This window comes from Paraburkholderia acidipaludis NBRC 101816 (genome assembly GCF_000684975.1).
Taxonomy (GTDB): Bacteria; Pseudomonadota; Gammaproteobacteria; order Burkholderiales; family Burkholderiaceae; genus Paraburkholderia; species Paraburkholderia acidipaludis.
On sequence record NZ_BAXZ01000005.1, the window covers coordinates 46,766 to 69,307 of the forward strand.

Annotated in this window: 18 protein-coding genes; 12 read left to right on the top strand and 6 right to left on the bottom strand. The window is 65.7% G+C overall.

Annotated elements, in window-relative coordinates:
* Positions 1–23: 23 nt before the first annotated feature.
* The gene (gene dut, locus BAC01S_RS07215; protein ID WP_027794148.1) at positions 24–470 is read left to right on the top strand and encodes a dUTP diphosphatase; all 447 of its coding nucleotides are present in this window, start codon (positions 24–26) and stop codon (positions 468–470) included.
* 72 nt (positions 471–542) lie between these two features.
* Here dut and BAC01S_RS07220 read toward each other — a convergent pair whose 3' ends face one another.
* From BAC01S_RS07220 to clpS, 3 genes are all read right to left on the bottom strand, one after another.
* Positions 543–1,955, bottom strand: coding sequence for an amino acid permease (locus tag BAC01S_RS07220; RefSeq protein WP_043201611.1), 1,413 nt, complete (start codon positions 1,953–1,955; stop codon positions 543–545).
* A gap of 113 nt (positions 1,956–2,068) precedes the next feature.
* Entirely contained in the window at positions 2,069–4,369 is a 2,301-nt protein-coding gene (clpA, locus tag BAC01S_RS07225) for an ATP-dependent Clp protease ATP-binding subunit ClpA (RefSeq protein WP_027794150.1), read from the bottom strand.
* A complete protein-coding gene (gene clpS, locus BAC01S_RS07230) occupies positions 4,366–4,680 on the bottom strand; it encodes an ATP-dependent Clp protease adapter ClpS (RefSeq protein WP_027794151.1) in 315 nt (104 codons plus the stop codon). The genes clpA and clpS overlap by 4 nt, the downstream gene beginning before the upstream one ends.
* A 593-nt stretch (positions 4,681–5,273) precedes the next feature.
* Between clpS and cspD the strand changes: the two genes are divergently transcribed.
* Entirely contained in the window at positions 5,274–5,480 is a 207-nt protein-coding gene (gene cspD, locus BAC01S_RS07235; RefSeq protein WP_017776809.1) for a cold shock domain-containing protein CspD, read from the top strand.
* A gap of 93 nt (positions 5,481–5,573) precedes the next feature.
* Here the strand turns inward: cspD and BAC01S_RS07240 are convergent, their stop codons facing one another.
* Positions 5,574–7,184, bottom strand: a complete 1,611-nt coding sequence (locus BAC01S_RS07240) for a multicopper oxidase family protein (RefSeq protein WP_027794152.1) — start codon at positions 7,182–7,184, stop codon at positions 5,574–5,576.
* 560 nt (positions 7,185–7,744) lie between these two features.
* Entirely contained in the window at positions 7,745–9,001 is a 1,257-nt protein-coding gene (icd, locus tag BAC01S_RS07245; protein ID WP_027794153.1) for an NADP-dependent isocitrate dehydrogenase, read from the bottom strand.
* Positions 9,002–9,298: 297 nt separating this feature from the next.
* On the opposite strand from icd, the gene BAC01S_RS07250 reads away from it, so the two are divergent.
* The 10 genes from BAC01S_RS07250 to BAC01S_RS07295 all read left to right on the top strand — a co-directional run bounded on the left by BAC01S_RS07250 (position 9,299) and on the right by BAC01S_RS07295 (position 21,284).
* Positions 9,299–9,886, top strand: a complete 588-nt coding sequence (locus BAC01S_RS07250; RefSeq protein WP_027794154.1) for a pseudouridine synthase — start codon at positions 9,299–9,301, stop codon at positions 9,884–9,886.
* A gap of 343 nt (positions 9,887–10,229) precedes the next feature.
* Complete coding sequence (locus BAC01S_RS33685; RefSeq protein WP_084168323.1) at positions 10,230–10,427, top strand: hypothetical protein; 198 nt, start codon at positions 10,230–10,232, stop codon at positions 10,425–10,427.
* Between the two features lie 252 nt (positions 10,428–10,679).
* The gene (locus BAC01S_RS07255) at positions 10,680–11,204 is read left to right on the top strand and encodes a DUF192 domain-containing protein (RefSeq protein WP_027794155.1); all 525 of its coding nucleotides are present in this window, start codon (positions 10,680–10,682) and stop codon (positions 11,202–11,204) included.
* 278 nt (positions 11,205–11,482) lie between these two features.
* Entirely contained in the window at positions 11,483–13,591 is a 2,109-nt protein-coding gene (gene fusA / locus BAC01S_RS07260) for an elongation factor G (RefSeq protein ID WP_027794156.1), read from the top strand.
* A gap of 96 nt (positions 13,592–13,687) precedes the next feature.
* Positions 13,688–14,212, top strand: a complete 525-nt coding sequence (locus tag BAC01S_RS07265) for a cupin domain-containing protein (protein ID WP_027794157.1) — start codon at positions 13,688–13,690, stop codon at positions 14,210–14,212.
* 140 nt (positions 14,213–14,352) lie between these two features.
* Complete coding sequence (locus tag BAC01S_RS07270; protein WP_027794158.1) at positions 14,353–16,008, top strand: ABC transporter substrate-binding protein; 1,656 nt, start codon at positions 14,353–14,355, stop codon at positions 16,006–16,008.
* A 68-nt stretch (positions 16,009–16,076) separates the two neighbouring features.
* Positions 16,077–17,108: an ABC transporter permease gene (locus BAC01S_RS07275; protein ID WP_027794159.1), complete on the top strand. Its 1,032-nt coding sequence runs from the start codon at positions 16,077–16,079 to the stop codon at positions 17,106–17,108.
* Positions 17,105–17,980 carry an ABC transporter permease gene (locus tag BAC01S_RS07280; RefSeq protein WP_027794160.1) on the top strand — a complete coding sequence of 292 codons (876 nt, stop codon included), beginning with the start codon at positions 17,105–17,107 and terminating at the stop codon, positions 17,978–17,980. Before BAC01S_RS07275 ends, BAC01S_RS07280 begins: the two co-directional genes overlap by 4 nt.
* Positions 17,977–20,001, top strand: a complete 2,025-nt coding sequence (locus BAC01S_RS07285) for a dipeptide ABC transporter ATP-binding protein (RefSeq protein ID WP_043201541.1) — start codon at positions 17,977–17,979, stop codon at positions 19,999–20,001. The genes BAC01S_RS07280 and BAC01S_RS07285 overlap by 4 nt, the downstream gene beginning before the upstream one ends.
* Positions 20,002–20,501: 500 nt before the next feature.
* Positions 20,502–21,284, top strand: coding sequence for a hypothetical protein (locus BAC01S_RS07295; protein ID WP_027794162.1), 783 nt, complete (start codon positions 20,502–20,504; stop codon positions 21,282–21,284).
* 218 nt (positions 21,285–21,502) lie between these two features.
* Here the strand turns inward: BAC01S_RS07295 and BAC01S_RS07300 are convergent, their stop codons facing one another.
* The gene (locus BAC01S_RS07300; RefSeq protein ID WP_027794163.1) at positions 21,503–22,348 is read right to left on the bottom strand and encodes an aldo/keto reductase; all 846 of its coding nucleotides are present in this window, start codon (positions 22,346–22,348) and stop codon (positions 21,503–21,505) included.
* Positions 22,349–22,542: the final 194 nt, after the last annotated feature.

The window sequence follows — 22,542 nt, forward strand, 5'->3', positions numbered from 1 at the left end:
CCCGGCCTGACACTCTCCAGCCCATGAAAATCGACATCAAGATCCTGAACGAGCGCATGCGCGACCAGTTGCCCCAATACGCGACGCCGGGCAGCGCGGGACTCGACCTGCGCGCCTGCATCGAAACGCCGCTCACGCTCGAACCGGGCGAAACGAAGCTCGTGCCGACGGGCCTCGCCGTCCACGTCGCCGATCCGGGTTTTGCCGCGCTGATCCTGCCGCGCTCGGGCCTCGGCCACAAGCACGGCATCGTGCTGGGCAACCTCGTCGGCCTGATCGATTCGGATTACCAGGGTGAACTGATGATCTCGACCTGGAACCGCGGCCACACCACGTTCACGCTCAATCCGCTCGAGCGCCTCGCGCAGCTCATGATCGTGCCGGTCGTGCAGGCGCACTTCAATATCGTCGAGGACTTCGAAGCAAGCGAACGCGGCGCCGGCGGTTTCGGCAGCACGGGCAAGCACTGAACCGCGGCTCCTGGCTCCAACGAAAAAGCGCGCCGCGGCGCGCTTTTTTGCTTCCTGAGCATGACACCAGGATCACGCCGGGGCGTCGGGCCGCGCGGCACCCGCGGGCGCCGCGCGATGCCGATACCACAGCGCATAAACGACCACGAGCACCACGAGAAATGCCACGCCATAGGCGAGCGTCATGCGGAATTCGCGCGTGAGGGCTGTGCCGACGAGTATGCCGACCATCAGCACCGCGCCCAGCACGCTCGTGAGCGGAAAGCCCCACATGCGGAACGCGAGCGGCGCGCCGCTATTGCGCACGCGGAAGAAAATCTGCGTGACGAAGATCATGAGCCACGTAAACATCGCGCCGAACATGGCGATCGACATCATCAGCGTGAACGCCGCCTGCGGCCAGAGCGCGTTCAGCACCGCCGCCACGCCGATACCGATGGTCGACAGCGACAGCGCCGCCGTCGGCACGCCCTGACGCGTGAGGCGCCCGAATACCGCTGGTGCATAGCCCGCGCGCGAGAGGCTGAACATCATGCGCGTGGTAATGTAGAGCTGGCTGTTCATCGCGGAGAGCGCGGCCACGAGCACGACGAAGTTGATCGCGCCCGCAGCGTAGGGCACGCCGGTTTCGGCCATCACTTTCACGAAGGGACTCTCGTTGCCGCCCGCTTCGGTCCACGGCACGATCGCCAGCATCAGCGCGAGCGTGAGCAGGTAGAACAGCACGAGGCGCAGCACCGTCGCGCGGAACGCACGCGTCACGGCACGCGCAGGATCGCGCGCCTCCGCTGCCGCCACGGCGATCGTCTCGACGCCCAGGTAGCTGAAGAGCGACACGATCGTGCCCACCCAGACGCCCCACCAGCCCTTGGGCAGCAACCCGCCGTGCGACGTGTAGTTGGCGAATCCGACGCCGGACCCCGCGGGCGCGCGCCAGACGAACCACGCGCCGAGCACGATGAACGCGACGATCGCTGCGATCTTCAGGCTCGAAAAGAGGTACTCGATCGAACCGTAGGCGCGCACGCTCATGGCGTTCACGAGGATCAGCGCCGCCGAGAATCCAACGATCCAGTAGAGCCCCGGCACAGTCGGGAACCAGAATTTCATGTACACGGCGATGGCGGCCACCTCGGTGCCCACGGCGAGCACATAGGCCGACCAGTACGCATAGCGCACGACGAAGCCCGCCAGCGGCCCGATATAGTGCTCGGCGTAGGCGCCGAACGAGCCGGACGTGGGGTGCGCAACCGTCATCTCCGCAAGCGCGCCCATCAGCAAAAGCGCGATCAGCGCGCCGATCGCATAGGAAATCAGCACGCCCGGCCCGGCGAAGCCGATGGCGAAACCGCTGCCGAGAAAGAGCCCCGTACCGACGGCGCCGCCGATGGCGATCATCGTCATCTGCCCGGCCGAGAGACCGTGTTGCAGACCACGTTCGCGCTCGACGATCGAGTCGAACGCACCCTGTTTATTTGATACCACGATGAACCCCTGCCGCACGCCCACCCACCCACAAGCGGCACGCGCAAAAAACAAAACGGCGCGGACCGTGACGTCCGCGCCGTTTCTCTTCGAGTGAAGCCGAAACGAACCGCTTATTCTACTTCGACCGCTTCCGGGTTCGGATTGCGCGGCGCAGGCGGCTGCTCGTCGAACGTGAGCTGGACCTTGTCCTCCGCATCCACGTCCACGGTCACGCGACCGCCGTTCATGAGCTTGCCGAACAGCAGTTCGTCGGCCAGCGCGCGGCGGATCGTGTCCTGGATCAGGCGCTGCATCGGGCGCGCGCCCATCAGCGGATCAAAGCCGTGCTTCGCGAGATGCTTGCGCAGCGCGTCGGTGAAGAGCGCATCGACCTTCTTCTCGTGCAGTTGATCTTCGAGCTGCATGAGGAACTTGTCGACCACGCGCATGATGATTTCTTCATCGAGCGAGCGGAAGCTGATCGTCGCATCGAGCCGGTTGCGGAACTCGGGCGTGAACAGGCGCTTGATGTCGGCCATCTCGTCACCCTGCTCGCGCCGGGTCGTGAAGCCGATCGTTGCCTTGTTCATCGACTCGGCGCCCGCGTTCGTCGTCATGATGATGATGACGTTGCGGAAGTCCGCCTTGCGGCCGTTGTTGTCGGTCAGCGTGCCGTGGTCCATCACCTGCAGCAGCACGTTGAAGATGTCCGGGTGCGCTTTCTCGATTTCGTCGAGCAGCAACACGCAGTGCGGCTTCTTCGTGACGGCTTCGGTGAGCAGACCACCCTGGTCGAACCCGACGTAACCCGGCGGGGCGCCGATCAGACGGCTCACCGCATGGCGCTCCATGTACTCGGACATGTCGAAGCGGATCAGTTCGATACCGAGCGTGAACGCCAACTGACGCGCCACTTCGGTCTTGCCGACGCCGGTCGGGCCCGAGAACAGGAACGAGCCGATCGGCTTATCCGTCTTGCCGAGGCCCGCGCGCGCCATCTTGATCGAGGCCGAAAGCGCGTCGATAGCCGGATCCTGGCCGAACACCACCGACTTCAGATCGCGGTCGAGCGTCTGCAGCTTGCTGCGATCGTCCTGCGACACGCTCTGCGCTGGCACGCGCGCGATCTTCGAGATGATCTCTTCGATCTCGCTCTTGCCGATCGTCTTCTTCTGCTTCGACTTCGGCAAAATGCGCTGCGCCGCGCCCGCTTCGTCGATCACGTCGATCGCCTTGTCGGGCAGATGGCGGTCGGTGATGAAGCGCGCCGACAATTCGGCGGCCGCATTCAGGGCTCCCGACGAATACTTCACGCCGTGATGTTCCTCGAAACGCGACTTCAGCCCGCGCAGGATCGCGACGGTCTGCTCGACGGTCGGCTCGACCACGTCCACTTTCTGGAAGCGCCGCGACAGCGCCGCATCCTTTTCGAAGATGCCGCGGTATTCGGTAAACGTCGTCGCGCCGATGCACTTGAGCGTGCCCGACGAAAGCGCCGGCTTCAGAAGATTCGACGCGTCGAGCGTGCCGCCCGAAGCGGCGCCCGCACCGATCAGCGTGTGAATCTCGTCGATGAAGAGAATCGCGTGCGGACGCTCCTTGAGCTCCTTCAGCACGGTCTTCAGACGCTGCTCGAAGTCGCCGCGATACTTGGTGCCCGCGAGCAGCGCGCCCATGTCGAGCGAGTACACCTGCGCGTCGGCGAGGATGTCCGGCACTTCGCCGCGCGTGATGCGCCAGGCGAGGCCTTCCGCGATCGCGGTCTTGCCGACACCGGCTTCGCCCACGAGCAGCGGATTGTTCTTGCGGCGGCGGCACAGCACCTGCACCACACGCTCGACTTCCAGCTCGCGTCCGATCAGCGGGTCGATGCGTCCGTCCTTCGCCATCTGGTTCAGGTTCTGCGTGAACTGGGCGAGCGGCGTTTCCTTCTGGCCGGCTGCGTCTTCGGCTTCCGCGTTGGCGTCGCTTGCCTTGGCGGCTTCGCCGCTGCTCGTCTTCGCTATGCCGTGCGAAATGAAATTCACCACGTCCAGACGCGTGACGCCCTGCTGCTGCAGGTAGTACACCGCGTGCGAGTCCTTTTCGCCGAAGATCGCCACGAGCACGTTCGCGCCCGTGACTTCCTTCTTGCCGTTCGAAGTGGACTGGACATGCATGATCGCGCGCTGGATCACACGCTGGAAACCGAGCGTGGGTTGCGTGTCGACGTCGTCCGTGCCGGGAACCGTGGGCGTGTTGTCGTGAATGAAGTTGCGCAGGTTCTGTCGCAGGTCTTCGATATTGGCGGCACACGCACGCAGCACTTCCGCCGCTGTTGGGTTGTCCAACAGCGCCAGCAGCAGATGCTCCACCGTAATGAACTCATGCCGCGCCTGACGTGCTTCCATGAACGCCATGTGCAGGCTGACTTCCAGTTCCTGGGCAATCATGCTTCCTCCATCACACACTGCAGCGGATGCCCCGCTTGCCGTGCGTGGGTAACGACTTGCTCAACTTTGGTCGACGCGATGTCTCGCGTATAGACCCCACAAATGCCCCTGCCTTCGCGATGAACCTTCAACATGATCTGTGTTGCGGTCTCGCGGTCCTTGTTGAAATATTCCTGCACGACCATCACGACGAATTCCATCGGCGTGTAGTCGTCATTCATCAGCACGACCTTGTACATGGAGGGCGGTTTGACCTGCTGTTCCTGCCGCTCCAGTATGGTTGAGTCCTGCTTGTCCGGGATAATCGCCATACACCCATTCTAAACAACTCGGACAGGCCCGCAATCCTGCCGAAACCCGACCGGCCAGCCGGTGAATCCACTGCCGCAAAACCTGCGCATGCGAAGCCCCCATCTGGCCACGACCGGCTGCGGGCCGGCCCCCTTTTTTAACCTGGATACTGTATTGACTGCTGCTTCGTGGCCTGTCGCGGCTCGTCCAGCAGCTTTCGCGCCAACCTCGAAATCAGTATCGCACAACCTGCGCCGCGCCGTTGGCGCCCACTGTCGGGGGCCGCACGCAAGCATGAATTTTTGCACTGCAACGCATCCCATGTGCGTCGATTATGCGACTTTTCAAGATGCATCGCTCGCCTCTGTCCGATGCGCAAGAAAAGCGGGAAAAACCCTGGAAATGCGCTCTTTACAACGCGTTGTAGCGCATCTCAAATTGCTCTTGACAACAGAATAAAGACCCCCAACAATCAAGCTGGCACTTTTTTCAACCGACTCAAATTCGAAAAAATGCCGTTGGTGAGCTTGTGAGGAGGGGGCGGTCGCAACAAACGATCGTTAAGCTTTTCGAACTGCTCGTGGTAGTGACATGAGTTACAGGGGAAGTAGGTATGGCAACCGGTACGGTCAAGTGGTTCAACGACGCGAAGGGTTTCGGATTCATCACCCCGGATGAAGGCGGCGAGGATCTGTTCGCTCACTTCTCGGCCATCCAGATGAATGGCTTCAAGACCCTCAAAGAAGGTCAGAAGGTGAGCTTCGAGGTCGTGCAAGGCCCGAAGGGCAAACAGGCATCGAACATTCAGGCAGCAGCCTGATCTGTTCGGTACCCGTACCTTGGAAACCCGGCTCCGGCCGGGTTTCCTTTTTGTGACATTTTTGCGTGATACTGCGGTGGTCGTGCAAAAAAATCAGGTCACGCGCAACGTTCCCATCATGCCGAGGTCCTCGTGCTCGAGGATGTGGCAATGGAACATGCGGTCGCCCGCATCGCGCTGAACCGTAGCGATCCATACCGTCTCGCCGGGCTCGACGTTCACGGTGTCGCGCCACGCCAGCAAGGGCTCCTCGACGCGCATTCCCGCCCGCTCCCGCGCCACGATCTGAAACTGCGTCCCGTGCATGTGGAACGGATGATCCATATCTGCACGGTTCTCGATAGACCACGCCTCGACTTCGCCACGGCGGCTCGTTAGCGTCACGCGGCCCGGATCGTAGGTCGCGCCATTCACCAGAAAATGCATGCCGCGGGGCATCGCGCGTGCGGATGCACCCGGCTGGTGCATCGCTTTCATATCCATGGCCTCGCTGAATACGACCGACTTGCGCGCCCGGGCCGGCCCGAGCGGCACGATAGAACGCAGCCGCGCGGGCAGTTCGGGCGATGCGGCGGCGTCTGGCGTAGCGGCACCCGGCCCAAAGCGCACGTCGGCCAGCGCGAAAGCTGCATCTGGCGGCAGACTGCCGCCCATCATCGCCATCTTGCGGCGGTCGTATTGCGCTGCCATCAGTTTGGCATCCGAAGCGTGCGCGTTGGCGCGCACGATCAGTTCCGCGCGTTCGCCCGGCGCGAGCAGCAGCAAGGTCACGCCCTCCCTGGGCGCGCCGAGCAGGCCGCCGTCGGTGCCGACCTGCGCGAACGGACGGCCGTCGTCGAACGCCAGCAGCAGATAGCGCGCGCTGCAGCCGTTCCAGACACGCCAGCGCTCGTCCCGCGTCACATCGATGCGGGGGCGCCGCGCGCCGTTGACGAGCGCGAACTGCCCTTCGCGCCCGTTCATCCAGTCCAGCATGCTGTTCGGCGCAATCGTGCCGTCGGTGGCGAGCTTCAGGTCGGATACGAAAAGATGGCGCTCGGGCCATGAAGCGAGCGGATCGTCGGCGGCACGCACGACAATCGGACCCGCCAGCCCGCGAAACACCTGCTCCGCCGTCATCCTGTGGGGATGCGGGTGATACCAGTACGTGCCCGCGCTGCCCGCCGGCAGCGTAAATCGATAGGTCCGCTCGGCTCCCGGCGCGACCGGATCGGACGGATTGCCGTCCTGGTCCGGCGGTACCGGCAGGCCGTGCCAATGGACGGTGGAAGGCTGCGACAGATTGTTCACGAAGCGGATTTCGACCGTGTCGCCTTCGTGCACGTCGATGAGCGGGCCGATTACCGGTTTACCGCGATCGGGATCGGCAGCGCCCGCATCGTATTGCCAGAACAACGTATCGGGCTGTCCCGGCAGCAGTGGCCGCGCAACGGGACGCGCGACGAGCGTCGCGCGAAAGTGCCCCGGCTCGCGGCTTTCGTTGGCAAGCGTGCGCAACGCGGGGAGCGGCGCACCGGCCTGCAGCGCATCGGCGGCTGCAAGCGGCGCGTGCGCCGGCATCGTATCGTGCTGCATGCCCGCCATGCCGGAGGCGTCCGGTTGCATGGGCATCGCATGACTATCGCCCTGCGCGTAGGGCGTTCGCGCATACAGCGCGGCAATGGCGGCGCCGAGAGCACCGGACAGGAATGCGCGTCTTCGCATCGTTGGAATCCTCTTTCAAGCGTCTTTGCGCGGCGCGAGCCGATATGCGTGCCGCGCGCGTGATCGTGCATCGCGTCTGACCGTGGCAGGCGCGAAGGAAGTTGAACCGCGCTCGCGAAGAGCGCGGGAATCACGTGTCAGACGATCGGAGGAGGCAGAGGCGGTGCATGCGTAATGCCGGCACGCAAAGGTTCGGGTAACGAAACAGCTCGCGCGCAGGCGATTGGCCCGGTGTCGAAGCGCAAACCGGCGGATGGCAAAACGCAATGCATGGCACAACTGACGACACAGCACCCCTCATTGCAGGCGCAACGTGCTTCATCGCACGCGGCCTCGACGAGCGCGTGTGCGCCGGCAACGGCGTGCTCGCAACCCGACACCGGCGCTTCGTGCCCACACGCAGCGGCTGTGCGTGCGCCGAGCAGCGCGAAAGCGCACACAAGCAGGAAGCGGAAAACAAGGCTCATTCGGGAAGCCGGTGGCGAGCGGGTAGAAAGCGGCGCGCGATGGAAATATCGATGCATCCGGGCCCGAACTCCGCGTTCGGGCCCGGAGCGGGCTCACATATTCTCGATCATCACCTGGCCGAATCCCGAGCACGACACCTGCGTCGCGCCTTCCATCAGGCGTGCGAAATCATAGGTCACGCGCTTCTGGAGAATCGACTTCTCCATCGAAGCGATGATGAGATCCGCGGCCTCGGTCCAGCCGAGGTGGCGCAGCATCATCTCGGCCGAAAGAATCTCCGAGCCCGGATTGACGTAGTCCTTGCCGGCATACTTCGGCGCGGTGCCGTGCGTGGCCTCGAACATCGCCACCGAGTCCGAAATATTCGCGCCCGGAGCAATGCCGATGCCGCCCACCTGGGCCGCCAGCGCGTCGGAGATATAGTCGCCGTTCAGGTTCAGCGTCGCGATCACGTCGTACTCGGCGGGACGCAGCAGGATCTGCTGCAGGAACGCGTCGGCAATCACGTCCTTGATGACGACGTCGCCGCCCGTCTTCGGGTTCTTCACTTTCATCCACGGACCGTCGTCGATCAGCTCCGCGCCGAACTCGCGCTGCGCAAGCGCATAGCCGTAGTCGCGGAACGCGCCTTCCGTGAACTTCATGATGTTGCCCTTGTGCACGAGCGTCACCGAGCGGCGCTCGTTGTCGAGCGCATACTGGATCGCCTTGCGCACGAGGCGGTCGGTGCCCTCGCGCGAGACCGGCTTGATGCCGAGGCCCGACGATTCGGGAAAGCGGATCTTCGACACGCCCATCTCGTCGCGCAGAAAGCGGATGATCTTCTTCGCGCCTTCCGATTCGGCCGGCCATTCGATGCCCGCGTAGATGTCTTCCGAGTTCTCGCGGAAGATCACCATGTTGACCTTCTCCGGCGCACGCACCGGCGAGGGCACACCCTTGAAGTACTGCACGGGGCGCAGGCATACGTAGAGATCGAGCTGCTGGCGCAGCGCCACGTTCAGCGAGCGGATGCCGCCACCCACCGGCGTCGTGAGCGGCCCCTTGATGGAGACGACATACTCCTTCACGGCGTCGAGCGTCTCCTCGGGCAGCCACACGTCGGGGCCGTAGAGACGCGTGGCCTTCTCGCCCGCGTAGATCTCCATCCAGTGCAGCTTGCGCTGGCCGCCGTAGGCCTTCGCCACCGCCGCGTCGACCACCTTGATCATCACCGGCGTGATGTCGACGCCCGTGCCGTCGCCTTCGATATACGGGATGATCGGCTGGTCGGAGACGTTGAGCGAAAAATCCGCATTGACGGTGATCTTGTCACCGTCCGTCGGAACCTTGATGTGCTGATACGGCATGATCGACTCCAGTTAGGGACTTGGCTGGTAGTAGCAGTAGCGAATCGTGTGCTGCGCGGCCGGCGCGGTCGATGTTCGCGGCGAGAAGGTGTAGCGTCATGCCGCGCACCGGCCGTCCGCGTGACGGTCTGGGCGTTATTCTAGCCCACGCCCTGCAATGGCGTGCCGCCAGGCAAGACTTCGGCGAGCGCGCATCAAAGTCTTATGTCTTATATAAGACACATGACATAATCAAGCGGATTATGCATTAAGATTCCGCCGCGCTCCAAAGAAATCATTCACGCTCGCCCGCCTTCCATGCGCCTGATCGCCCTCAATAAACCGTTCGGTACGATTTGCCAGTTTTCGCCGCACGAAACACGTCCGACGCTTGCCAGCTGGGTCAAGACACCGGGCGTCTATCCGGCGGGCCGGCTCGACGCGGACAGCGAGGGGCTCCTGCTGCTCACCGACGACGGCGCACTCCAGGCACGCATTGCCGAGCCGCGGCGCAAGCTTGTGAAACGCTACTGGGCGCAGGTCGAAGGCGAGCCCGATGCCGCTACGCTTGCCGCGCTCGAACGCGGCGTGGATCTCGGCGACTTCGTGACCCAGCCCTGCCGCGCAACGGTGATTGCGCCGCCCGAACATCTCTGGCCGCGCAACCCGCCCATTCGCTACCGCGCGTCGATTCCCACGACATGGGTCGAACTCGCCATCAGCGAAGGCAAGAACCGCCAGGTGCGCCGCATGACTGCCGCCGTCGGATTTCCAACGTTGCGGCTCGTGCGCGTAGCGATCGGTGCGCTCGATATTTTTTCGCTCGACCTCGCTCCCGGCGACAGCATCGATGTTCCCACCGACGCGCCATGGCAGTCCGCACGGCGCACGCCGTCATCCAAATGATTGTTGCATAAGCACTTTTTGATTCGAAGCACGTAGCGCGACGTCATGGCCGCTCGCGTTGCGGTGATTTGCAAGCGAAATAGAAATTTCGCGTCAACCGCCTCGCGAGACCGCGCGTTATTCGACGCAGATGCCGCCCGAAGCTATCCGGCATTCAGCCTTCAGGTACCCGCCTTGCGAGCGCAAGCCGTCACGTCGTGGTGCCGACCGCTGGTAGATGCATTCGCGAATTCATTCGATTTTCTCGACTGCGTCTGTCAACCGAAAGGTGGATGGCACGTTTACCGACCTGATCCAATAACCGGGTCACTTGGTTAATTAACTCAAGCTGAGGATTCACAACATGAACAAACTGATCGCTGCTCTGGTCGCTGGCCTCTTCGCAACGGCTGCATTCGCACAAGCTTCGGCTCCGGAAGCTGCTTCGGCTGCTCCGGCTGCTGCTGCTTCGTCGGCTCACAAGGCAATGAAGAAGAAGTCGCACAAGAAGTCGCACAAGAAGGCAGCTGCTGCTGAAGCCGCTTCGGGCGCTTCGGAGTAAGCTTGTTGTAAGACGCATCGACGATCGGCATTCATTGCCGCTCTTCATCGCGTTGAAAGGCAGAGCGTCGCAAGGCGTTCTGCCTTTTTGTTTTTGAGCCGCTGTCCAGCGCGCTTTTTCGTGGCGCGCATGGCGTGTCATCGTTCGTAGTCGACACGCTTTGACCCGCTTCGACTTACTCGCGTAACATGCGCGGGTTAATCTCAAGCAAGGAGTCCTGTCGTGCGATTTTCCCCGCGCCCGCTTATCGGGTTGCTTCCCGGGTCGCGGCTCGTGCCGCTATTTGCGCGCTATGCGCTCGCCCTTGCCTTGCCGCTCGCGGCAGCAACCGGCCTGACAGTGACCGCCCTCGCCGTGCCCGGCATCGCCCACGCCCAGCAGATGCCGCCCGGCGCGAAGCAGCCCGGCGACTTTCCGCGCGTGAAGCTGACCGCCGGCATGTTCGTGATCGACGCCGCCGTGGCCGCCAGCGACGCGGACCGCGAACAGGGCCTCATGTATCGCACCCAGCTCGCGCCGAACGAAGGCATGCTGTTCGTGTTCGGTGAAAACGCCGTGCACTGCTTCTGGATGAAGAACACGCTGATCCCGCTGTCGATCGCGTTCATGCGCCAGGACGGCACGATCACCGACATCGACGAGATGCAGGCCGAAACGACCAACAATCACTGCCCGAGCAACAACGGTTACTACGCGCTCGAAATGAGCCAGGGCTGGTTCACGTCGAAGGGCATCAAGCCGGGCATGAAGATCCAGGGCCTGCCGCCCGCGCAGTGAAGTCCGCCTCGACGTCGGCCCGACGGTTCGCCTGACGTCCGCCCGCCTTGTTCGGCAAACGCTGCGGCTTTCGCAGCGGAACTGCCCAGGCACCCCGCTGCTCCACCTCCCCCCAAGGCGCAACCCGGCGCGCTTCCAGCAAAAGCGCCGCCGAGGCGCTATCCTACTATTCTGGCTTGCGCGGCGCCCCGGGCGCCGCGCCTTGCGCCGGGTGCGCGCGCAGCTCGCGCCGCGCGGCGTCCGGCACCTTCCACGGCGCGTATTCCAAGGAGATCACCGTGCCTCGCAAGACTCCCATCGAGCGCTATCGCAACATCGGGATCAGCGCTCACATCGATGCCGGCAAAACCACCACGACCGAACGGATCCTGTTCTACACCGGCGTGAATCACAAGCTCGGCGAGGTTCACGACGGCGCGGCGACCATGGACTGGATGGAGCAGGAACAGGAGCGCGGCATCACGATCACCTCGGCCGCGACCACTGCGTTCTGGAAAGGCATGGCCGGCAACTACCCCGAACACCGCATCAACATCATCGACACCCCGGGGCACGTCGACTTCACCATCGAAGTCGAGCGCTCCATGCGCGTGCTCGACGGCGCGTGCATGGTGTACGACTCCGTGGGCGGCGTGCAGCCGCAGTCGGAAACCGTGTGGCGCCAGGCGAACAAATACAAGGTGCCGCGCATCGCGTTCGTCAACAAGATGGACCGCGTGGGTGCGGACTTCTTCCGCGTGCAGCGGCAGATCGGCGAGCGCCTGAAGGGCGTGGCCGTGCCGATCCAGATTCCGGTGGGCGCCGAGGATCACTTCCAGGGCGTGGTCGATCTCGTGAAGATGAAGGCAATCGTCTGGGACGACGAGAGCCAGGGCGTGAAGTTCGAGTACGAGGACATCCCGGCCAATCTCGTCGAACTGGCGCACGAATGGCGCGACAAGATGGTCGAGGCCGCCGCCGAAGCGGACGAAGTGCTGCTCGAAAAGTATCTTGAGGATCACGAGAGCCTGACCGAAGAGGAAATCAAGGCCGCGCTGCGCAAACGCACCATCGCGAACGAGATCGTGCCGATGCTGTGCGGCAGCGCGTTCAAAAACAAGGGCGTGCAGGCGATGCTCGACGCGGTAATCGACTACCTGCCCTCGCCCGTGGACATCCCCGCGATTCTCGGCCACGATCTGCACGACAAGGAAATCGAGCGCCATCCGAGCGACGAGGAGCCGTTCTCTGCGCTCGCCTTCAAGATCATGACCGACCCCTTCGTCGGACAACTGATCTTCTTCCGCGTCTACTCGGGCGTGGTCGAGTCGGGCGACACCGTGCTCAACGCGACGAAGGACAAGAAGGAACGCCTGGGCCGGATCCTGCAGATGCATGCGAACGAGCGCAAGGAAATCAAGGAAGTGCGCGCGGGCGACATCGCGGCGGCGGTCGGCCTGAAGGAAGCGACGACGGGCGACACGCTCTGCGATCCGGCCCACGCCATCGTGCTCGAAAAGATGATCTTCCCCGAGCCCGTGATCTCGCAGGCCGTCGAGCCGAAGACCAAGGCCGACCAGGAAAAGATGGGCATCGCGCTCAATCGTCTCGCGCAGGAAGACCCGTCGTTCCGCGTGCAGACCGACGAGGAATCCGGCCAGACCATCATCTCCGGCATGGGCGAGCTGCACCTCGAAATTCTCGTCGACCGCATGAAGCGCGAGTTCGGCGTGGAGGCGACCGTCGGCAAGCCGCAGGTGGCCTATCGCGAGACCGTGCGCAACAAGGTCGAGGGCGTGGAAGGCAAGTTCGTCAAGCAGTCGGGCGGGCGCGGCCAGTACGGCCACGCGGTCATCACGCTCGAACCGCAGCCGCCGGGCAAGGGCCATGAGTTCGTCGACGCAATCAAGGGCGGCGTGATTCCGCGCGAGTTCATCCCGGCCGTGGAAAAGGGCATCGCGGAGACGCTCAAGGCGGGCGTGCTCGCGGGCTATCCGGTGGTCGACACGAAAGTCACGCTCACGTTCGGTTCGTACCACGACGTCGACTCGAACGAAAACGCCTTCCGCATGGCCGGTTCGATGGCCTTCAAGGAAGCGATGCGCAAAGCGAAGCCCATCCTGCTCGAACCGATGATGGCCGTGGAAGTGGAAACGCCCGAGGACTTCATGGGCAACGTGATGGGCGACCTCTCCAGCCGGCGCGGCATCGTGCAGGGCATGGAGGACATCGCGGGCGGCGGCGGCAAGATCGTGCGCGCCGAAGTGCCGCTCTCGGAAATGTTCGGCTACTCCACGTCGCTGCGCTCGCTCACGCAGGGCCGCGCCACCTATACGATGGAGTTCAAGCACTACGCCGAAACGCCGCAGAACGTAGCCGAAGCGGTCATCAACGCGAAGAAGACCTAAGCACCCCGGCTTTTGCTTCGCCGCAAGCCCGTCCCTCGCGGGACGGGCTTTTTCAATGGATAAACCGCCGGTCGAGAGCGGACAGGAGACAGGACCATGAGCCACGATCACACACATCATCACGACGATCACGACGGCGACGCGGCGCCCGCCGGCCCGGTGGACTGGCGCGAGCACGGCGTCAAGGTGATCCGCGGCGACCAGCTCGACGCCAATACGGCGCAGACACCCGGCATGAACCGCGCGGCCGCCATCAATGCGGCCCGCGTGGGCGCGCAAAAAATCTGGGCCGGCACCGTCACGATCCATCCGAATGCGAAGACGGGCGCGCACCATCACGGCGCGCTCGAAAGCGTGATCTACGTGGTGCGCGGGCACGCGCGCATGCGCTGGGGCGAGCACCTCGAATTCACGGCCGAGGCCGGACCCGGCGACTTCATCTTCGTGCCGCCGTACGTGCCGCACCAGGAAATCAACGCGAGCACCGACGACCCGCTCGAATGCGTGCTCGTGCGCAGCGACAACGAAGCCGTCGTCGTCAATCTGAACATCGATGCCGTCGAAGCGCCGGAAACGGTCTACTGGGTCGATCCCATCCACCGCCATCCGCACGATCACTAAGCCCGTCGCCTCGCGCAGGCTCCGCCGGATCGCTTAAACTGGACCCGAATTCGTCGTCTGCCGCACCGCACGCCGTCGTCGCGCCGATCCCCCGGGCCTCTGGCGCGCCCACTCACGGAACCGCACCGGAACCCGCATCGATGAAACGACCGCCGTCTGCCGCCTTCGACTCTCTGGACACCTTGCGCCGCGACGCCGGCGATTACGGCAACCACGCGATCGACGAATACCGCGCCGGCCGCCTCACGCGCCGCGAACTGCTGCGCTACGCGGGCGTGCTGGGCCTGACGGGCCTCGTGGCCACGCTCGCACCGCGCACGGCGCGCGCCGCGCAACAGCCGACCGACCAGACCCTCCGCGTGGCCCATCTGATGCCGGCGGGCGCCGTCGATCCGCTCACCGTTACCGACGCCGGCGGCCTCTGTCTGCTCAACCAGACCGGCGAGTTCCTGCTGAACGACGACGCCAACGACCGGCTTCAGGCCGCTTTGGCGCTCTCCTGGCAGCCGAACGACAAGGCGGACATCTGGACTTTCAAGCTGCGCCCGAACGTGAAATTCCACGACGGCCAGCCGTTCGGCGCCAGGGACGTGGTGGCGACGTTCGACCGTCTCGCCGATCCGGCCAGCGGCTCGGCCGCACTATCGGTGCTGAAGGGCGTGCTCTCGAAGGGCGGCGCGAAAGCGCTCGACGACCACACGGTCCAGTTTCATCTCGACGCGCCGAACGGCAACTTCCCCTACTACGTCTCCTCCGACAACTACAACGCCGTGATGCTGCCCGCGAATTACGCGGGCAACTACGAGAAGAGCTTCATCGGCACGGGGCCGTTCAAGCTCGAGCACTACCTGCCGCGGCAAGGCGCGAGTTTCGTACGCAATCCCGACTATTGGGGCGAAAAGGCGCTGCCCGCGCGCGTGCAGTTCGCGTTCTACGCCGACGAGCCGGCCCAGATCCTCGCCCTGCAAGGCCAGCAGGCCGACGTCATGGGCACGTTCACCGTGCAGGGTGGTTTCGGCATCCTGAACAATCCCGACTTCAAGGTGATCGGCGTGCGCTCCAGCGCGCACCGCCAGATCCACATGCGCAACGACGTGCCCACCTTCCGCGACAAGCGCGTGCGCCAGGCGCTGGCCCTCGCGCTCGACCGCGACGTGATGGTGCGCGGGCTCTTCAAGGGCCGCGCGGTGGCCGGCAACGACAGCCCGTTCGCGCCGGTATTTCCGTCGACGGCGGCCAGCATGCCGCAGCGTGCGCTGAATGTCGCGAAGGCACGCGAATTGCTCGCGCAGGCCGGCATGGCGAACGGCTTCGACGTGACGCTGACCACCGAGAAGTACATGGAGATTCCCGACCTGGCCGTGGTGGTGCAGAACGCGGCGAAAGCGATCGGCGTGCGCGTCGCGCTGAAGGTCGAGAGCCAGGGCCAGTACTACGGTGCAGGCACGTTCGGCAAATCGGACTGGCTGGACTCGCCGCTCGGCATCACCGACTACGGTCATCGCGGCGTGCCGAACGTGTTCCTCAACGCGCCGCTCACGAGCGGCGGCACGTGGAATGCTGCGCACTTTCGCAACGCGCAGTACGACAAGCTCGTTGCCGACTTCGTCGCGACGCTCGACGTCGCGGCGCAGAAAAAGGTCGCGGCGCAGATCGAAACGCTATTGCTCGAGGAGACGCCCGTGATCATCCCGTACTTCTACGACCAGCTGATCGCGCAGCGCACCGCGCTGCAAGGCATGCGCTTCACGGCGCTCGCGCAGCTCTACTTCGACCGCGCCACGCTCGCCGCCTGAATTTGGCCAATGGAATCTGGCCACATGATTCGCCCACGGCGCCTCGCGCCGACCGCATCTGGAGTCCGATGGCTACGCAGTTGACGAGTCCGCCCCGATCGCCTCGTTCGCCGCTCACGGCGACCCGCGCCTCGCGCGCCACGGGCGCGCTGCGCTTTTTCGCGCGCCGCGCGGGCTGGGCGATCTTTACGCTGTGGCTGCTTTCCGTCCTGGTGTTCGCGGGCGGCCAGCTGCTGCCCGGCGACATCGGCCGCGCGATACTTGGACCGCTCGCCGACGCGCGCGCCGTCGCGGCCCTCGATCATCAGCTCGGCGCGGATCGCCCCGCGATCGAGCAGTACCTCGTCTGGATTGCGCACGCGCTGCGCGGCGACTTCGGCATGTCGTGGAGCTACCGCCAGCCGGTCGCGCCGTTCGTGGGCGCGGCGCTGTTGCAGTCGGCAAAGCTCGGCCTCTTCGCGTTCGTCGTGGTCGTGCCGCTCGGCATCGGCGGCGGCGTCTGGGCCGCGCTGCACGCGGGCCGCTGGCTCGACCGCGCGATCAGCACGCTTGGCCTGTGTGCGAGCGCCGTGCCCGAATTCGTTTCGGCGATCGTGCTGATCCTCGTGTTCGGCGTATGGCTGCGCTGGCTGCCTATCGAAGCCGTGGCGCCGCCCGGCGCCGGCGTGCTCGAAGCGCTGCGGCATCTGCTGCTGCCGGTGCTGCCGCTGGTCTTCGTCTTCTTCGGCTATCTCGCGCGCATGACGCGCGCGGGCATGCTGGGCGCACTCGACGCCGACTACACACGCACCGCGATCCTCAAAGGCCTGCCCCGCCGTGTCGTGATCATGCGGCATGTGCTGCGCAACGCCCTTCTGCCCACCGTCACCGTCGCGGCGACGCAGCTCGGCTATCTGATCGGCGGGCTCGTCGTCGTGGAAACGCTGTTCCGCTATCCCGGCATCGGCTCGCTGATCTACAACGCCGCGAGAGCGAAGGATTTTCCGCTGCTGGAAGCCGGCGTGCTGGCCATCGGCGCGGTCTACACGCTCGCCAACCTCGGCGCCGATGCGCTGCACGCGCTGCTCGATCCGCGACTGCGCACGACAGGACACGCATGAACGACACCGTCACCGAACCCTCGCTCGCGCCGCCCGATCACGCCGCCGGACGCTTCGGTCTCCTGCGCGAGTTGCTGCGCTCCCCGGCGTTCGTCGCGGGCACGCTGATCGTGCTGGGATGGATCGCGTGCGCGCTCGCGGGGCAATGGCTCGCGCCGTTCGATCCGTATGCGTCCGACCCGCTCAGCTCGCTCATGCCGCCCGATCATACGCACTGGTGCGGCACCGACCAGTTGGGCCGCGACATCTGCTCGCGCGTGATCGCGGGCGCGCGCGACATCCTCACGATCGCGCCGCTCGCCACGCTCGCGGGCACCCTCGCAGGCACCGCGCTCGGCCTCGTCACGGGCTACTTCGAAGGGTTCGCGGGCAGCCTCATAGCGCGCATGCTCGATGGGGTGCTCGCGTTGCCGCTCGTGATCGTGGCGCTGATGGTGCTCGCGGCCGTGGGCGCCTCGAACCTGGCAGTGATCCTCGTGATCGGCCTCACTTTCGCACCGCTGATCGCGCGCACCGTGCGCGCCGCCGTGCTGGCCGAGCGGCACCTCGACTACGTCGCGGCGGCGCGCCTGCGCGGCGAGCGCGCGCCCTACGTGATGTTCGCGGAGATCCTGCCGAACGTGTGGCCGCCCATCGTCGTGGAGGCGACGGTCCGGCTCGGCTACGCGATCTTCGCCGTCGCGACGCTTTCGTTCCTCGGCTTCGGCATCCAGCCGCCTTCGGCCGACTGGGGTCTCGCGCTCGCCGAATCGTATGCGCTGCTCGCGGGCGGAGCATGGTGGACCGTCGCCTTCGACGCGCTGGCCATCGCCTCGCTCGTGGTGGCCGTGAACCTGATCGCCGACAGCCTGCGCGAGGCGCTCGAATCATGAACGCACGACCCAACACCGGGGGCGCCAAAGACGATGCCCTCGCACTGGTCGGCCTCACGGTGGCGTATCGCGTGAAAGGCCGCGAGCGCGACGTGCTCACCGATGTCTCGCTGCGCATCCGCCCGGGCGAAGCCTATGGGCTCGTCGGCGAATCGGGCTGCGGCAAGTCGACGGTCGCGCTCGCCGCGCTGCGCTATCTGCCGCGCAATGGCCGCGTGAAAGCCGGGCGCATCGCGATCGCCGGCGCCGACGTGCTCGGGCTCGACGCAAACGGCCTGCGCCGCTTGCGCGCCGGCGCCGTATCGATGGTCTATCAGGATCCCGCGGGTGCGCTCAATCCCTCGCTCACGATCGCGCGCCAACTGAGCGAGGCCTTCGAGGCGGCGGGCGCGAGCCCTGCGGACGCACTCGCGCGTTCGCCCGAGATGCTCCGGCGCGTGCGCATTGCCGACCCCGCGCGCGTGATGGCAAGCTATCCGCATCAGCTTTCCGGCGGGATGCAGCAGCGCGTGGTGATCGCGATGGCGCTCGCGTCGAATCCATCGCTCCTGATTCTCGACGAACCGACCACCGGACTCGACGCCACCGTCGAAGCCGAAGTGCTGGCATTGATCGCACAATTGCGCGCCGAGGTCGGCATGGCGGTGCTCCTCATCAGCCACGATCTTGCGGTGATCGGCAGGATGTGCGAACGCGTCGGCGTGCTGTATGCGGGGCGTCTCGTCGAGGAAGGCGATACGCGCGACGTCTTCGCGCGCGCGCGTCATCCGTACACCGTGGGCCTGCTGCGCTGCCTGCCCACGCGCGGACGCAGCAAGGACGAAGGGCCGCTCGACACGATTGCGGGCGAACCGCCCGCGCCCGGCACGCTGACGCACGGCTGCGTGTATGCGCCGCGCTGCCGCCTTGCCGACTCGCGCTGCGTCGAACAGGCGCCGCCCCCTCATCGCATGGACGCGCCGCATGGCCTGCAGATGGCGCGCTGCCACTATCACGAACGCGCCGCGGATCTGCCGCCCGCGGAATCCGCCGCGACGCGCGCACCGTCCGCCCCTGCCGAAACCGAGGTGGTGCTGCGCGCAGTCGGCGTATCGCGCACGTTCGGGCAGGGCAGCGAGGCCGTGCGCGCGCTCGACGGCGTCTCGATCGACTTGCGCTCGGGCGAGACGCTCGGCCTCGTCGGCGAATCGGGCAGCGGCAAGACGACGCTCGCGAAGCTGCTGCTGGGCCTGTACGCGCCCGACTCGGGCGGGCGCATCGAGCTCGCGGGCGAGACCTTGCCGGCCCGCGTCGGGCGGCGCAGCCGGAAACAGCTCGAAGCGCTGCGGCTCGTGTTCCAGCATCCGGATGCCTCGCTCAATCGCGCGCTGCCGGTCGAGCGCCTGATCGGCCGGGCACTCGCCCGCACCACGGGAACGGACGGCCCCGACGCGACGCGGCTCGCGGCGCTGCTCGACGCGGTGCGCGTGCCCCTGCGTTATCTCACGGCGCGCTCGCGCCAGCTCTCGGGCGGGCTCAAGCAGCGCGTGGCGATCGCGCAGGCCTTCGCGGGCGAGCCGCGCGTGGTGATCTGCGACGAACCGACCTCGGCACTCGACGTTTCGGTGCAGGCCGCGATCCTGAATCTGCTTGCGCGACTGCAGCGCGAACGCCGCGTAAGCTATCTCTTCATTTCGCACGACCTCGACGTCGTGCGTTATCTCGCCGATCGCGTAATGGTCCTCTACGCGGGCCAGGTGGTCGAAGTCGGTCCGACCGGCGCGCTGTTCAACGCACCGAGCCATCCGTATACGGAAACGCTGCTCGCCGCGCGAGCCTTGCGTGAACGCGAGGCGTTCGATGCGCGAGCGCCGGCGGCCGGCTGCGTGTTCTGCACGCAATGCCCGCGCCGCATCGGCACGATCTGCGACGAAGAGGCGCCGCCATTCGCCCCGGCGAGCGACGGGCATCTCATACGCTGCCACATTCCCGTCGCCGAGCTGCGCGTGCTGCAGGACGCCGCGCATGCCGCGCAGGAATGACGCCGAAGCGGGCCGCATCGTACTCATCTGCAACGAAAACACTCGCGCCACGCACCCGCGTTTCATCGTCGAAACGTTTTCAGCGATTTTTCCTGCACACAAGCGCTACAAACATTGTTAAGTCGCGCTGCGGGGCGGGTCTGCGGCCGATGGCATGGAACTCGCTATATCGTGTTCAGGCATCCGGCCGCTGCCCTTGACGTGATAGCGCGGGTCGTCACGTCAGGCCAGCGGATGGCCGGTAGCACGATGCACTTGTTTTCTGCCGCCCCGTCCCCGCGGGCTACGACAACCAGCAAGGAGTCCTGTCTATCCGGCCGTCCGCCGATTCGTCGGCCGGATGTCCTGCGGACCTCTCCCGCCGGCTGCGCTGCGCATGCCGGCGCCATGCGGTCACGACCTGACGGGGGGGCGGCGTGTGTGCGCAACCGCACGCTGCCGGACATAAGGCGCACGAGAGGCAACGGCTGCAACACGCCGCTGCCTCCCGGGAGAAAGCAATGAACAATACGACCATTCATCAGTACTACTATTGGATAATTCGGGGAGCCGCGGCGTGCGTGATCGGTGCGGGACTATGGCTGCCCACGCTCGCGGCGCACGCCGGGGATAGCGAAGACGTCGACGCGCAGCTGATCATCGGCGCGGCGCCCGCGCTGCCGGCAAGCGGCGCGCAAGCTACGCCTCCCACGGCGCAAATCGCCCAGAACCATGCTGTAGACGCCGACGCGGCCTCCGGTTCCGGCACGCTGGCCGCTGACGTCGCCGCAGTATTCGCATTCGACGACACCTGCGCCGGCAAGCGCGGCGGTTGCGGCGGCTCGGGTGGGTCGGGCGGTTCGGGCAACAGCGGCGGTGGCGGCGCGGGCTCGGGTGCGGCCGGCGCGGGTGCCAGCGGCTCGGCAGGCAGCAGTTCGAGTTCCGGCAGCTCCGGACACGGGGGGTCGGGCAGCGGAGGCAACGGCGGAGGCAGCTCCGGCGGCGGTGGCGGAAGCTCGGGCAGTGGCGGCGGAAGCTCCGGTGGCGGAAGCTCCGGTGGCGGCAGTTCCGGCGGCGGCGGTAACTCAGGCGGCGGCGGCAATTCAGGTGGAGGCGGCAGCTCCGGCAGTGCCGGCGGCTGCGGCTGCGGTGGCGCGGCAGGAGCGGCAGGCGCAGCCGGCGGCGGCTTCGGCGGCAGCGCGGGTGGCTTCGGTGGCGGTTTCGGCGGTGGCTTTGGCGGTGGTTTCGGCAGCGGGCACGGCCATGGCGGCGGTGGTGGCCACGGCGGCGGCAGTGGTCACTGACCTCGCACGGCAGTGCGCACGCACCGCCTCAGCTCCCCCGAATTGGCGCGATGGCCGATCGCGCCTTTCCAGGCAACGGCGGCGGTTTCCCGGTCCCCCGGCCGGGAACCGCCGCCGGGGACCGGGCGCCGGCTTCCCCTGCTGTCTGCTCGCAACGCGCTTTCGTCTTTGAATCGCCTTTGAAACCAGCCTCCGAAATGCGCGTCGGCCGCCCATCCTCAGAGCATTTCGAGCGGTCGCTTGCCGCGCGGCGGTTTGAAGTACGTGTCGAGCGCCGCGTAGTCCTGCGCACTCAGGACGAGGTCGAGCGCCGCGCGGTTGTCGCGCACGTGTTCGATACGCGCCGCCTTGGGAATCGCGCACACGCCCGGCTGCCGCAACACCCAGGCCATCGCAACCTGATACACCGATACGCCGCGCGCCTGAGCGATGTCGTCGAGCGGCGAGCGCCTGGGCAGCCGCGCGTGATCGACGGGGCTATAGGCCATCACCGGCATGCGATGCGCCGCGCTCCAGGGCAGCAGATCGAATTCCGCGCCGCGGCGTGCAACGTTGTAGAGAATCTGGTTCGTCGCGCAAGCCTCCCCGCCTGGCACTGCGAAGAGTTCGTCCATGTCGCTAGTATCGAAATTGCTCACGCCCCAGTGGCGAATCTTGCCCGCGCGCACGAGCGCCTCGAAACCTTCGACCGTTTCCCCGAGCGGCACGCCGCCGGGCCAGTGCAGCAGATAGAGATCGAGCCGGTCGGTGCCAAGGCGCTCGAGGCTGGCCTCGCAGGCCGTCTGCACCCCGCGCCGGCTCGCGTTGTGCGGGTACACCTTGCTCACGAGAAACACTTCGTCGCGCAGGCCCTGCAAGGCCTCGCCGACCAGCAGTTCGGTTGCGCCGTCACCGTACATCTCGGCGGTGTCGATGAGCGTCATGCCGAGCGCAATGCCCTCGCGCAGCGCGGTAATCTCTTCGCCGCGCCGCGAGGCGCGCTCGCCCATCTCCCACGTGCCCTGGCCGAGCCTGGGAATGCGCTCGCCATCGGGCAGTGCGACGCTGGAGAGTTCGATGGTCATGTTGGCTGGCTCCATGCACCGCGCCCGAACCGCCCGTGCCACGCGCCAAAAGGCGGCGAAAAACAGCACCGGTCGAGCGCGAAAACACGCGAATTATCGCGGAAGGAACCAGTGTAGCGCTTCGCCCGACACCGGATCATGCGCGCCTTCGTAACTCGCCCATTAGCGAACTGATGCGCCTATGTCATAAAATT

Bases quoted from the DNA above. Each gene is read 5' to 3' on its own strand.
- clpA (WP_027794150.1), bottom strand. From the start codon at position 4,369: ATGATTGCCCAGGAACTGGAAGTCAGCCTGCACATGGCGTTCATGGAA.
- BAC01S_RS07250 (WP_027794154.1), top strand. From the start codon at position 9,299: ATGCGCCTGATCGCCCTCAATAAACCGTTCGGTACGATTTGCCAGTTT.
- cspD (WP_017776809.1), top strand. From the start codon at position 5,274: ATGGCAACCGGTACGGTCAAGTGGTTCAACGACGCGAAGGGTTTCGGA.
- BAC01S_RS07295 (WP_027794162.1), top strand. From the start codon at position 20,502: ATGAACAATACGACCATTCATCAGTACTACTATTGGATAATTCGGGGA.
- dut (WP_027794148.1), top strand. From the start codon at position 24: ATGAAAATCGACATCAAGATCCTGAACGAGCGCATGCGCGACCAGTTG.
- BAC01S_RS07240 (WP_027794152.1), bottom strand. From the start codon at position 7,184: ATGCGAAGACGCGCATTCCTGTCCGGTGCTCTCGGCGCCGCCATTGCC.
- BAC01S_RS07280 (WP_027794160.1), top strand. From the start codon at position 17,105: ATGAACGACACCGTCACCGAACCCTCGCTCGCGCCGCCCGATCACGCC.
- clpS (WP_027794151.1), bottom strand. From the start codon at position 4,680: ATGGCGATTATCCCGGACAAGCAGGACTCAACCATACTGGAGCGGCAG.
- icd (WP_027794153.1), bottom strand. From the start codon at position 9,001: ATGCCGTATCAGCACATCAAGGTTCCGACGGACGGTGACAAGATCACC.
- BAC01S_RS07300 (WP_027794163.1), bottom strand. From the start codon at position 22,348: ATGACCATCGAACTCTCCAGCGTCGCACTGCCCGATGGCGAGCGCATT.
- BAC01S_RS07270 (WP_027794158.1), top strand. From the start codon at position 14,353: ATGAAACGACCGCCGTCTGCCGCCTTCGACTCTCTGGACACCTTGCGC.
- BAC01S_RS07265 (WP_027794157.1), top strand. From the start codon at position 13,688: ATGAGCCACGATCACACACATCATCACGACGATCACGACGGCGACGCG.
- BAC01S_RS07275 (WP_027794159.1), top strand. From the start codon at position 16,077: ATGGCTACGCAGTTGACGAGTCCGCCCCGATCGCCTCGTTCGCCGCTC.
- BAC01S_RS33685 (WP_084168323.1), top strand. From the start codon at position 10,230: ATGAACAAACTGATCGCTGCTCTGGTCGCTGGCCTCTTCGCAACGGCT.
- BAC01S_RS07285 (WP_043201541.1), top strand. From the start codon at position 17,977: ATGAACGCACGACCCAACACCGGGGGCGCCAAAGACGATGCCCTCGCA.